Raw genomic sequence first — 11,110 nt, forward strand, 5'->3', positions numbered from 1 at the left:
AGTCCAAGCACACCTGCTCGAACTCCTCGGCATCGACGAAACCCGACCCCGCTGGCTGGAGACCTAAAACCCCATGTGCGAAGCGCGGGGCTAGGCGGGGGGTGGGGTGCCGTTGGGCCAGACGCAGGGGGAGCTGATGTCCAGCCGGAATGTACGGCTTGTGTCGCTGGCGCCGTCCAGGATGGCGACGAAGTCGTCCTTGGGGTTCTTGAGCTTTACCCAGCCTATGTGGACGCCCGGCTCCGATACCGGTTGGAAGCCCCGTCCGGTGAGGTAGGTGCGGAACGCGTCGGCGGCCTGTGTCCGGTCGGACAACGGGAGGTTCGCAAAGATGTACCCCCGCGAGGTCTCCTTCCGGCCGTGCGGGCCGATGTCGTTGGCGTCGCATTCCAGGTCGCTGAACGCCGGCGTCTCGGTGGGCTGGATCGGCAGATGCGCCAGGGTGTCCGTCAGATACCCGTCAACCTGCTTCTTCGCCTCGTCGAGCGTGATCGTGGGTTTCGATCGCTCCTGCAGGGTGTTCACCCCGCAGGCGTTCAGGGTCAGCGCTGCGATGGCCAGGGCCAGCGTGACCGCAACCCGGCCGGTGCGTGTCCGGCTTGCGGTGGTGCAACCGGTGGTCCTCATGACAGTGGCGCTCCGGTGATGGCCTTCCCCATGCCGATGAGGGACGGGGAGCCCTTCTCCCAGTCCTGCTTCGCGGCCTGGAGTTCGTTGCCCAGGAACTGGATCCGGGTGTTGGCGTGCCCGGCGGCCGTCCCGGTCCACTCGGAGTGGCCGAGGCGGTCGACGACCTCGTGCTGCCAGTTCTCGATGTGCTGGCCGAAGGCGTCCAGTTCGGACGGCTTGACCTTGAACTCCAAGTGCGCGTCAGGATCTGCCATGGTGCCCCCCCATGCATGAGAACCGGCCGGCGGCCGGTCCGTGTGTTCGAAAACTAGTGACGCATGCTAACGGAATCCATGCGGAGGATTGTCGGCGGACGTGTGGGGGCAGAGTGACGGGGCAACAGTCCGGTCGGGTTCGGGATACCCTGTGGGGGTAAGCGGACTGGCGGAGGCGGGCGGGAGGCGGAGGATGGCGCAGCAACGGCCGTACGTTTCCCCGCTGCCCGGCGTGCTGCGCCTGCTGCTTCTCGCCGCCCTGCTGCTCGGCATCGTCACGATGCACACGCTCGGGCACCCGAGCGGCGGGCACGGTGGCCACGGTGGGCACGGGCTCCAGGTGACGGCGGCCCAGCAGATGCCCGGACACCACAGCCCGACCGCCGACGGCATGGACCCGATGACGGTCTGTCTCGCCGTGTTGGCCGGCTGGACCCTGCTGCTCCTGGTCGTCGGCCCGCTGCTGCGCCGCAGCGGCGACGCCGCCGCCGAGGTGCGGGCCCGCCTGCTGCGGGCCGTCCGCGCGCTGCCGCCGCCCGGGGGCGGGCGGATACTCCTCAACAGACTTTCGGTGCTGCGTCAGTAGGCGCGCGCCCGCCGTCCCGTGCCCGTGTGTACGGGGACGGGACGGCCGACGCGATGTCCTGCACACCCACCCCACTGCACGAGGTGCACTCCGTCATGCGCACACCCACCCGTCGTACCGTCCTGGTCTCCGCGCTCGCCGCCGCCGGGACCGGCCTGCTCGCCGCCTGCTCCTCCGACTCCGGCTCCGACTCGATGAAGGGCATGGACCACTCGTCCATGAACCATCCCTCCACGAGCGCCGCCGCCCCCGCCGGCTTCGTCTCCCCGAACGGCCCCGAGGTCGTCGCCGCCGAGGCCCGGCGCCGGCCCGGCCCCGAGCGCAAGGTCGCGCTCACCGCCACCGAGACCACCCTCGACCTGGGCGGACGAACCGTCCGCAGCTGGGCGTACGGCGACCGCCTGCCCGGCCAGGAGGTGCGCGCCACCGCCGGCGACACGCTCGCCCTCACCCTCGCCAACCACCTGCCGCAGCCCACCTCGCTGCACTGGCACGGCCTCGCGCTGCGCAACGACATGGACGGCGTCCCGGGTGTGACCCAGGAGGCGGTCCGGGCGGGCGCCTCCTTCGACTACCGCTTCGCGCTCTCCCACCCCGGCACCTACTGGTTCCACCCGCACTCCGGCGTCCAGCAGGACCGGGGCCTGTACGCGCCGCTGATCGTCGAGGACCCGAAGGAGCCGCTGCGCTACGACAAGGAGTGGGTCGTCGTCCTGGACGACTGGGTGGACGGGGTCGACGGCAGCACCCCGGACGCCGTCCTCGCCGAACTCGCCCAGGGCATGGGCGGGACCGACCACTCGTCACACGGCATGCCGGGCATGGACATGGGCGCCGCCGATACGCCCGCCGGAACCGCCGGCCCCTCCCGGATGCTGATGGGCGCCGCCAGCCCGCTGCTCGGCGGCGACGCGGGCGACGTCGCCCACCCGTTCCACCTGGCCAACGGCCGCCTGGCGAGCGCCCCCGAGACCTTCGCCGCCAGGCCCGGCGACCGGATCCGGATCCGGCTGATCAACGCGGGCGGCGACACCGCCTACCGGATCGCCCTCGGCGGCCACGACCTGACCGTCACCCACACCGACGGCTTCCCGGTCGAACCGGCCACCACCCAGGCGCTGTTGCTCGGCATGGGCGAGCGCTACGACGTGCTGGTCACCGCCAAGGACGGCGTCTTCCCGCTGACCGCCCTCGCCGAGGGCAAGAACGCCACCGCGCTGGCCGTGCTGCGCACCGGCGGCGGCGCCGCGCCCGACGCCGCCGTCCGCCCGGCCGAGCTGGACGGCCGGCTGCTCACCGCCGCGCAGCTGAAGGCCGAGGCGAGCGTCCGGCTGCCCGCCAAGGCGCCGGACCGCACCGTGAAGCTGGAGCTCACCGGCGGCATGGCGAAGGCCGACTGGGCGTTCAACGGCCGCCGGTACGACCCGGCGCAGCGCTACCCGGTCGCGGCCGGCGAGCGGGTGCGGCTGGAGTTCCGCAACAGCACCAGCATGTGGCACCCCGTCCACCTGCACGGTCACGCCTTCGCCCTGGGGGCCGACGGCCCGCGCAAGGACACCGCGATCGTGCTGCCGGGCACGACCCTGGCGGTCGACTTCGACGCCGACAACCCGGGACTGTGGATGGTGCACTGCCACAACGTCTACCACGCTGAGACCGGCATGATGACCGTTCTCGGTTACCAGGCGTAACACCCGTCCACGTCCTGAGACGCCGGGGCGGCGGACGGCGGCGGCACCGCCGCCCCGCCCCGGCGCCGGGCCCGCAATGCCGGGCCACCCGCCCCCACCTGCGCATCCATGACGTTTTCTTAACGCGGGCCGATGACGCGTCCTTAACGGTCGTCGCATAGCCTGGCGCACTGCCGTCGCCCGACGGCGCTTTTACGGGGTCTTGAATCAAGAGGTGCAAGGTGGTTTCGTCGGGTTCGACGGAGACGACGACGGAGGAGCCGTCGTCGGCGCGAATACGAGTCCGCAGCTGGCTGCTGGCGGACATGTCCGCTTCCAAGACCGCCTCGGACGCGGACACGGACAGTGACGCGAACCCGGGCGACTCCGGGGCGCACGGCACGGGAGGCGCGCACGAGGGCCAGCGCTGGTGGCGCGTGATGTGCCTGACCGGCGTCGACTACTTCTCGACGCTCGGCTACCAGCCCGGCATCGCCGCGCTCGCGGCCGGCGTGCTGTCGCCGATCGCGACGATCGTGCTGGTGATCGTGACCCTCTTGGGGGCGCTGCCGGTCTACCGGCGGGTCGCCCAGGAGAGCCCGCACGGCGAGGGTTCGATCTCGATGCTGGAGCGGTTGCTGTCCTTCTGGAAGGGCAAGCTGTTCGTCCTCGCGCTGCTCGGCTTCGCCGCGACGGACTTCATCATCACCATCACGCTGTCCGCGGCCGACGCGAGCGCGCACCTGGTCGAGAACCCGCACCTGACCGGCGTCCTGGGCGGCAAGCAGGTGCTGATCACGCTGTTCCTGGTCGCGCTGCTCGGCGCGGTCTTCCTGAAGGGCTTCAGCGAGGCGATCGGCCTGGCCGTGGCACTGGTCGGGGTCTACCTGGTGCTCAACGTGGTCGTGGTGGTCGTCGGCGTCTGGAAGATCATCCAGGCCCCGCACGTCGTCACCGACTGGACCGACGCGCTGACCACCCAGCACGGCAACCCGATCCTGATGATCGGCGTGGCGCTGGTGCTCTTCCCCAAGCTCGCGCTGGGCATGTCCGGCTTCGAGACCGGTGTCGCCGTGATGCCGCACATCAAGGGCGACCCGACCGACACCGCGGCCGACCCGGCGGGCCGGATCCGCGGCACCCGCAAGCTGCTCACCACGGCCGCCGTGATCATGAGCGCGTTCCTGATCGCCACCAGCTTCATCACCACGCTGCTCATCCCGGCCAAGGAGTTCGAGAACGGCGGCGAGGCCAACGGCCGAGCGCTGGCGTTCCTGGCCCACGAGTACCTGGGCGGCGCCTTCGGCAGCGTCTACGACCTGTCCACCATCGTGATCCTGTGGTTCGCCGGTGCCTCCGCGATGGCGGGCATGCTCAACCTGATGCCCCGCTACCTGCCGCGCTACGGCATGGCCCCGCACTGGGCGCGGGCGGTGCGCCCGATGGTGATCGTCCTCACCCTCATCTCCTTCCTGATCACCTGGCTGTTCGACGCCGACGTCGACGCCCAAGGCGGCGCCTACGCCACCGGTGTGCTGGTGCTGATGAGCTCGGCGGCGATCGCGGTCACCATCGCCGCCTACAAGAAGCGGCAGCGCGGCTGGACCATCGCCTTCGGGATCATCTCGGCGGTCTTCCTCTACACCACCGTGCTGAACTGCATGGAGCGGCCGGACGGTCTGAAGATCGGCGCCTGCTTCATCGCCGGCATCATCCTGGTCTCGCTGCTCTCCCGGCTGCGCCGCGCCTTCGAGCTGCGCGTCACCAACGTGGTGCTGGACGACACGGCGGAACGCTTCATCCGCGACTACGCCCACCGCCCGCTGCGCCTGATCGCCAACGAGCCGAGCAACCGCGACAACGCGGAGTACCGCGACAAGATCCGGCAGATCCGTGCCGACAACGACATCCCGGGCGAGGACGACCTGGTCTTCGTCGAGGTGACGGTCCGCGACGCGTCGGACTTCGAGTCCGAGCTGACCGTGCGCGGCGAGGTCCTGCACGGCCGCTACCGGGTGCTCACCCTGGAGAGCTCCAGCATCCCGAACGCGATCGCCGCCCTGGCGCTCACCGTCCGGGACCGCACCGGGCAGCGGCCGCACCTGTACTTCGAGTGGACCGAGGGCAACCCCTTCGCCCAGTTCCTGCGGTTCTTCCTGTTCGGTCAGGGCGAGGTCGCGCCGGTCACCCGCGAGGTGCTGCGCGAGGCGGAGCCGGACCGCACCAAGCGTCCGCGCGTCCACGTCGGCTGAGCCGCGCCTCCGTTGACGTCCCGGCCCGTCCGGTCCACCAGGACCGGGCGGGCCGTCGGCGTTCCGATAGGGGCTCGTGGAGTGCTCCGGTAGGGGCTCGTAGAGTGCGGTCGGATCATCAGCACGCCGGACGACGCGAGAAAGGGCCCAGCCCGCATGAGGGCCGCACCCGCGCGGACTGCACGTGCTGGCGGCGCTCCGGCCGTAGCGCCCGCGGCACAGGGCGCCGCCCACGCCGGATGGGAACGGCGTGGGCGGCGGGTCGGTGCGTCCGGCGGCACCGGCCGGTGCCGGTCGGTGGCGGGGATCAGGACGGCAGGCGCAGCACCAGGCCGGGCTGGATCAGGTCCGGGTCCTCGCCGACGGCGGAGCGGTTGAGCGCGTAGAGCGCGGGCCAGCCGCCGGGGATCTGGAGGACGGTGGCGATCTGGTCCAGGGTGTCGTCCTCGCGGACGGTCCACTGGCCGTCCCCGGCCGACGGGGCGGCGGCGGGCGGCGGCAGGACACCGTCGCGCCCGTGGTCGCGAGTGGCCTGCCCGTCGCCATCGGTGTGCTGCTCGCGGACGGGCCGGTGGCTGTGGCCGCCTCTGGCGCGGGAGCCGCAGACCGGCCAGGGGGAGAGGCCGCGGCGGTCGGCCAGGTGCTGGGCGACGGCCATCTGCGCCTCGCGGCTGGCGAGGTCGGCGCGCGGGGCGTAGGCGAGGCCGCCGTTCGCCCGCCAGGTGGACTGGTCGAACTGGAGGCCTCCGAAGTAGCCGTTGCCGGAGTTGATGTGCCAGTTGCCGCTGCTCTCGCAGGCCGCCACCCGCTCCCAGTCGTACCGGCTGCCCTCCGACCTCCCGCCGGGGTCGGTCCCGGATTCGCCGCCCGGGGGTGCGGCGTGGGCCGCGGGTGCGGCGAGGGCGACGGCGAGGGCGCAGAGCGCGGTCGGAACGACGCGGCGGAGACGAGCGGTGGGAGGCATGGGCGGCTCTCAGGTCCGGGGACAGGGCGTGCACCGCCCGCAGGCGGCGCGTTCCAACCCATGCACGCCGAGTGGGGTGCGCAGCCGCCGACACGTCCGGAAGGTCACCCGCCCGGCCCCAGGGACCACCCCGGCGGCCCGCGGCCATCCGGCCGTAACCCCCCGTCGACGGTCGACTCCCGCAGTGGCCGGGACCGCCTCTCGACGAACGATCTGAATTGGGCCATGACGATCGATCAGGACGATGAACGCGCCGATGCACGGACTGGTACGGACCAGCGTTCAACTCCCGTTCGCCGTCGGCACGGTCGGGTGTAGCGTGGACGTACCGTCAGACTGGAAGCCTCCGGGGCGTTTCTCGTAGCCCAGGAGGTTTCCGGCAGTGGCACATCTCCCGACCCATCCCTCGCGTAGGACGATCCTTCGGACCGGTACGGCGGTCGGTGCGCTGACCGCGCTGCCCGCGTCCACCCTGCTGTGGACCCAGCCGGCCGTGGCCGGCACCCCCGGACCGGAGCAGATCCACCTCCAGTGGGGCAACGAGCCGTCCCGGGAGATGACCGTCTCCTGGGCGACGGCCGCCTCGGTCAGCCGTCCCCGGGTGCGGATCGGCACCCCGCGGGGCGGTGCGGGCCGCAGCGTCGACGCGTTCAGCCGCAGCTACGTCGACGGTCTCAACCAGGTCGAGACCTACACCCACCACGCCCGCCTGGACGGGCTGCGCCCCGACACCACGTACGTCTACGAGGTGCTGCACGACGGCGCCCAGCCGGTGCGCGGCACCTTCCGCACCGCCCCCGCCCGCGGCCGGGCCGCGTTCCGGTTCACCAGCTTCGGCGACCTCGGCACCGGCGACGACGTGTTCAAGAAGTCGTCCGTCCACGGCGCCGCCGCCGTCCGGCAGGTCGAGCAGTTCACCCCGCTGTTCCACCTGCTCAACGGCGACCTCGCGTACGCCAACAACAACCCGCAGCTCCAGCCGCAGGCCTGGAACGCGTTCATGAACAACATGGCCAAGTCCGCCGCCAACCGCCCCTGGATGCCGGCGCCCGGCAACCACGAGGTCGAGGCCGGCGGCGGCGACCTCGGGTACGCCTCCTACCTGACCCGCTTCGAACTGCCGGACAACGGCACCCGCGACCACTGCGGCAACTGGTACAGCTTCCAGGTCGGCTCGGTGCTGTTCGTCAGCCTGGACGGCAACGAGATCGCCGTCGAGGACGACGCCAGCCTCGACCCGGCCACCGGCCGGTCCATCTACATCAGCGACTACAGCGAGGGCGCCCAACTCCGTTGGCTGGAGCGGGTGCTGTCGCGTGCCAGGGGTGGGCGGTCGGTCGACTGGATCGTCGTCAACCTGCACCAGTTCGCGATGTCCTCCTCCGCCGCGAGCCACGGCGGCGACATGGGCATCCGCGAGAAGCTGCTGCCACTGCTCGACCGCCACTCCGTCGACCTCGTCCTGGCCGGGCACGACCACGACTACGAGCGCACCCACCCCGTCCGCGGCACCGAACCCGGCGGCCTGCTCACCCCGGCCGTCGTCGACGACGACCTCCGGCAGATCGACACCTCCCAGGGCACCGTCCACCTCATCCTGGGCGGCGGCGGCACCGCCGGGCACGACGACGTCTACCTCCCGGCCGACGGCGACGGCGTCCGCGAGGCCACCGTCCGCACCCAGCGCCTCACCTTCAAGGCCGACCCGGACGCCAAGGAGAAGGCCCACTGGTCCGCCGTCACCGACCCGGACACCACCCACCCGTACGGCGTCGCCGTCTTCGACGTCGACCCCGGGCCGGTCCCGGGCGGCCGGACCACCATCACGGTGTCCTACTACCACTCGGTACCGGCCACTGCCGCGAACCCGATCCCGACGCCGGTGCTGTTCGACCGCTTCACCCTCTACCGCGACCGCAGCGACGGCTGGGACGGGGACGACGAGGACTCCGACTCCCGGGGCGATCGCGCCGCCGCCCGGTAGCTGCACCTGTCGGGCGGGCCCGCCCCGCCGCCCCGGCGCGGCGGGCCGCGATACTGCTGCCACGAACGACACGCCTCACCCACTCGTCCGGCACGCACCTTTTCCGTTCCCGGACGGGCGGTTTCCACCCGACCTGGGCGCCGTGGTGCAGCGGACCGTCGCGGAGGGGCGCATGCCGGCCCTCGTCGTCATCCATGACAGCGAGGGCGACTGGCTGATCGGGGACGGCGTGAACGATCCGAATCTCCCCGACTCCAGCGGCGTGTACTGCATCGCCTGCACGACGGAGAACGATCCCTCCATCTCCGAGCTGGCCGGCCTCCCGCCGGGCTTCGCCGCCTTCCGGGACGGGTCGGGGCTGCCCTGGACCGTCGAACCGTTCAGCTACGAGGACGAGCAGGGGTAGCGGTCGCGTTCAAGCCTGCGCAGGAAGTCGGTCCGGCCGACTTCCTGCGCAGCGGACCGGGAGCCCTTTCATGTGCCGGTGGCCCGGACGTAGACGTCGCCTGCACCCTCCACGTCGGATGGCCGCATCACCACGAAGATCTGCCGCCCGGCCTGCCCTACCGGTAGCAGCAGGCCCTCGGCCGGTTCGTCGCCGGGCAGCGCCGCCCGCAGGTCCTGCGGCAGTGGGGCGACGGAGCCGGGCTTCGGCAGGTCGTAGGTGTGGAGGAAGTCGTCGACGTTGGCGTAGTCGCCGCCGGCTATCCCGAAGTGCAGGTAGGCGACCGGCGACCCGTCGGCTGCCCGGGACAGCGCAGCGGCCGTTGGGATGTAGTACCGCCCCTTGCCGGGGTGCTGCTTGTAGTACAGTCCCGCCAGCCGCTCCGCGCGGTCGTAGTCGGTCTCAGGCCGGTCGAAGGACCGGCGCATTTCGACCACGCCCCACCACACGCACCCCACCGTGACCAGCACGCAGGCCGTGAGGAAGACCCCCAGGACCCATCCCATGCCTCCCCGTGCTTGGGTTCGCTCTTGGTCCTCACGCTAACGAGTGAACAGGCGGGGCGCAGTCGATCCGGAGAAAGGCAGGTGGACCGCGAGCTGAGTGGTGCCGAGTACCGGCGTGTGAGTCATCGTCTGCGCAGGAAGTCGGACCGGCCGACTTCCTGCGTACAGGGCGGACCGGCGTCAGGCGGCCGCGGGGCGGTCGATGGCGGCGGTGTCCGGCTGGGCGAGCCAGACCAGGCGCGCGGTGATGCCGGGCCGGTCGGCGAAGTGGCGCAGGGCCCGCTCGGGGGAGGGGAGGGTCATTCGGGCCCGCCCGTCGAGGCTGATCACGTGCGTCGGCCCGGCGTGGTCGACGAGCCCCCAGGCCGCGACCCAGCCGTCGGCGTCTTCCCGGCCCTCGTCGCACACCTGGACGACGGCGAAGAGCCGGGGAGCGGTGTCGAGGACGAGCCCGCACAGCTCCTGGTCGAACGGGATGCGGGGGTTTGGCGAGGGCGCAGCAGTCATGGAAGTCTCCTACGTGCAAGGGAGTTGAGCGCCCCAGCAAGGGCGAAACTGACGCACAATCAAAGTAGCCAGTCGGTAGTATGTAGTCCACCGCCCATGGGTAATTCATTGCACTACCACTCCATGGAGTGAAGGGCGAGCAGGGAAAGGGGACAGCGGATGCCGCCCAGTAAGATCCCGCCGAGCATCCGGCAGCGGCGGCTCGGCACGGAGCTGCGCCGGCTGCGCGAGCAGGCTGGGCTGTCGGTCACGCGGGCCGGGGAGTTGCACGGTACTCAGCAGTCCCGGATCAGCAACATCGAATCCGGCGGATACCCGGTGAGCGCGGACCGGGTGCGGAGCCTGGCGCGTCTCTACGGCTGCGCGGATGAGGCCCTGATCGAGGCGCTGACCCGCATGACCGGTGGCCGCACCCGGGGCTGGTGGGACGAGTACCGCGAGATCCTCCCGGCCGGGGCGCTCGACCTGGCGGAGGTCGAACACCATGCGCAATCGATGCGGATCGCCACGGTGATTCACATCCCCGGCCTACTTCAGACCCCTGAGCACGCTCGTGCACTCTTCCGGGATGTGGTCCCTCCCTTGTCGCCACCCGAAGTGGAGCACCTTGTCTCTCATCGCATCAAGCGCCAGGCGGTGCTGTACAGGGGACAGCCGATCCCGCTGTCGGCCGTCGTCCATGAAACCGCCCTGCGGATGGAATTCGGAGGCCCGGACGTTGCCCGGGACCAGCTGGAATACCTGCTGACCGTGAGCGAGTACCCGCACATCGACCTACGCGTGATCCCGTTCGGCACCGGCAGCTTCCCGAGTTCCGGTGCTGGGATCGTGTACTTCGCCGCCGAAGTCGCACGGTTGGACAGTGTGCAGGTCGACGGCGACCGGTTCGAGTTCATTGACACCGAGCCGCAGCTGATCAAGTATCGAGCCGTGTTGGACCGGTTGGAGGCGAGCGCGCTCAAGCCTGACGCTTCCCGCGACCTCATCCGCCGGATCGCCCAGAGCATTTGAGACGGGAACAATCGTGGCCGATCAGAGCTGGCAGAAATCCTCCTTCAGCGGCGACACCGCCAACTGCATCTACCTTGCCGAAGCGTCCGGCGATGGCATCAGGATTCGTGAGAGTGATGCCCCCGGCATCATCATCTCGACCTCACCCGACGTGCTCCGTGCCCTGCTGCTCGGCGTCAAGGCGGGGGAGTTCGACCACCTGACGACCTAGCCCCGCGCTTCGCACATGGGGTTTTAGGTCTCCAGCCAGCGGGGTCGGGTTTCGTCGATGCCGAGGAGTTCGAGCAGGTGTGCTTGGACT

12 protein-coding genes are annotated in these 11,110 nt (G+C 70.9%); 7 read left to right on the plus strand and 5 right to left on the minus strand.

All coding sequences use genetic code 11. The annotated features are described in order from the left end of the window. Positions 1 to 90 precede the first annotated feature (90 nt). Together ACWCYO_RS38855 and ACWCYO_RS38860 are read right to left on the minus strand one after the other, a co-directional pair. Complete coding sequence (locus tag ACWCYO_RS38855; RefSeq protein WP_270148574.1) at positions 91 to 627, minus strand: hypothetical protein; 537 nt, start codon at positions 625 to 627, stop codon at positions 91 to 93. After that, a complete protein-coding gene (locus tag ACWCYO_RS38860; RefSeq protein WP_449786840.1) occupies positions 624 to 884 on the minus strand; it encodes a hypothetical protein in 261 nt (86 codons plus the stop codon). Before ACWCYO_RS38860 ends, ACWCYO_RS38855 begins: the two co-directional genes overlap by 4 nt. Positions 885 to 1,077: 193 nt before the next feature. On the opposite strand from ACWCYO_RS38860, the gene ACWCYO_RS38865 reads away from it, so the two are divergent. The 3 genes from ACWCYO_RS38865 (at position 1,078) to ACWCYO_RS38875 (ending at position 5,392) form a co-directional block, all read left to right on the plus strand. Next, positions 1,078 to 1,470, plus strand: coding sequence for a hypothetical protein (locus ACWCYO_RS38865; protein ID WP_449786841.1), 393 nt, complete (start codon positions 1,078 to 1,080; stop codon positions 1,468 to 1,470). A 95-nt stretch (positions 1,471 to 1,565) separates the two neighbouring features. Beyond that, entirely contained in the window at positions 1,566 to 3,161 is a 1,596-nt protein-coding gene (locus ACWCYO_RS38870) for a multicopper oxidase family protein (protein WP_449786842.1), read from the plus strand. A 305-nt stretch (positions 3,162 to 3,466) separates the two neighbouring features. After that, positions 3,467 to 5,392 (plus strand): APC family permease, encoded by a 1,926-nt coding sequence (locus ACWCYO_RS38875; RefSeq protein ID WP_270148581.1) that lies wholly within the window; start codon positions 3,467 to 3,469, stop codon positions 5,390 to 5,392. A gap of 307 nt (positions 5,393 to 5,699) precedes the next feature. Here the strand turns inward: ACWCYO_RS38875 and ACWCYO_RS38880 are convergent, their stop codons facing one another. Further along, on the minus strand, positions 5,700 to 6,356 hold the full coding sequence (locus ACWCYO_RS38880; protein ID WP_270148583.1) for a transglycosylase family protein: 657 nt from the start codon (positions 6,354 to 6,356) through the stop codon (positions 5,700 to 5,702). Between the two features lie 382 nt (positions 6,357 to 6,738). Here ACWCYO_RS38880 and ACWCYO_RS38885 point away from each other — a divergent pair, with 382 nt between their 5' ends. Beyond that, positions 6,739 to 8,340 carry a purple acid phosphatase family protein gene (locus ACWCYO_RS38885; RefSeq protein ID WP_270148584.1) on the plus strand — a complete coding sequence of 534 codons (1,602 nt, stop codon included), beginning with the start codon at positions 6,739 to 6,741 and terminating at the stop codon, positions 8,338 to 8,340. A 172-nt stretch (positions 8,341 to 8,512) separates the two neighbouring features. Next, complete coding sequence (locus ACWCYO_RS38890) at positions 8,513 to 8,746, plus strand: hypothetical protein (RefSeq protein WP_270148585.1); 234 nt, start codon at positions 8,513 to 8,515, stop codon at positions 8,744 to 8,746. 68 nt (positions 8,747 to 8,814) lie between these two features. Here the strand turns inward: ACWCYO_RS38890 and ACWCYO_RS38895 are convergent, their stop codons facing one another. Together ACWCYO_RS38895 and ACWCYO_RS38900 are read right to left on the minus strand one after the other, a co-directional pair. After that, the gene (locus ACWCYO_RS38895) at positions 8,815 to 9,291 is read right to left on the minus strand and encodes a hypothetical protein (RefSeq protein ID WP_449786843.1); all 477 of its coding nucleotides are present in this window, start codon (positions 9,289 to 9,291) and stop codon (positions 8,815 to 8,817) included. Positions 9,292 to 9,471: 180 nt separating this feature from the next. Then, positions 9,472 to 9,798, minus strand: coding sequence for a hypothetical protein (locus tag ACWCYO_RS38900; RefSeq protein ID WP_270148590.1), 327 nt, complete (start codon positions 9,796 to 9,798; stop codon positions 9,472 to 9,474). Between the two features lie 159 nt (positions 9,799 to 9,957). Here ACWCYO_RS38900 and ACWCYO_RS38905 point away from each other — a divergent pair, with 159 nt between their 5' ends. Both ACWCYO_RS38905 and ACWCYO_RS38910 read left to right on the plus strand, forming a co-directional pair. Further along, positions 9,958 to 10,809: a helix-turn-helix domain-containing protein gene (locus tag ACWCYO_RS38905; protein ID WP_270148591.1), complete on the plus strand. Its 852-nt coding sequence runs from the start codon at positions 9,958 to 9,960 to the stop codon at positions 10,807 to 10,809. Positions 10,810 to 10,822: 13 nt separating this feature from the next. Beyond that, positions 10,823 to 11,020, plus strand: a complete 198-nt coding sequence (locus tag ACWCYO_RS38910) for a DUF397 domain-containing protein (protein ID WP_078656252.1) — start codon at positions 10,823 to 10,825, stop codon at positions 11,018 to 11,020. Positions 11,021 to 11,110: the final 90 nt, after the last annotated feature.

The sequence above is a fragment of the Kitasatospora sp. NPDC001683 genome, assembly GCF_053596495.1.

Coding starts and splice junctions, on each gene's coding strand:
- ACWCYO_RS38905 (WP_270148591.1), top strand. CDS start 9,958: ATGCCGCCCAGTAAGATCCCGCCGAGCATCCGGCAGCGGCGGCTCGGC.
- ACWCYO_RS38860 (WP_449786840.1), bottom strand. CDS start 884: ATGGCAGATCCTGACGCGCACTTGGAGTTCAAGGTCAAGCCGTCCGAA.
- ACWCYO_RS38875 (WP_270148581.1), top strand. CDS start 3,467: ATGTCCGCTTCCAAGACCGCCTCGGACGCGGACACGGACAGTGACGCG.
- ACWCYO_RS38855 (WP_270148574.1), bottom strand. CDS start 627: ATGAGGACCACCGGTTGCACCACCGCAAGCCGGACACGCACCGGCCGG.
- ACWCYO_RS38890 (WP_270148585.1), top strand. CDS start 8,513: ATGCCGGCCCTCGTCGTCATCCATGACAGCGAGGGCGACTGGCTGATC.
- ACWCYO_RS38900 (WP_270148590.1), bottom strand. CDS start 9,798: ATGACTGCTGCGCCCTCGCCAAACCCCCGCATCCCGTTCGACCAGGAG.
- ACWCYO_RS38880 (WP_270148583.1), bottom strand. CDS start 6,356: ATGCCTCCCACCGCTCGTCTCCGCCGCGTCGTTCCGACCGCGCTCTGC.
- ACWCYO_RS38865 (WP_449786841.1), top strand. CDS start 1,078: ATGGCGCAGCAACGGCCGTACGTTTCCCCGCTGCCCGGCGTGCTGCGC.
- ACWCYO_RS38870 (WP_449786842.1), top strand. CDS start 1,566: ATGCGCACACCCACCCGTCGTACCGTCCTGGTCTCCGCGCTCGCCGCC.
- ACWCYO_RS38895 (WP_449786843.1), bottom strand. CDS start 9,291: ATGGGATGGGTCCTGGGGGTCTTCCTCACGGCCTGCGTGCTGGTCACG.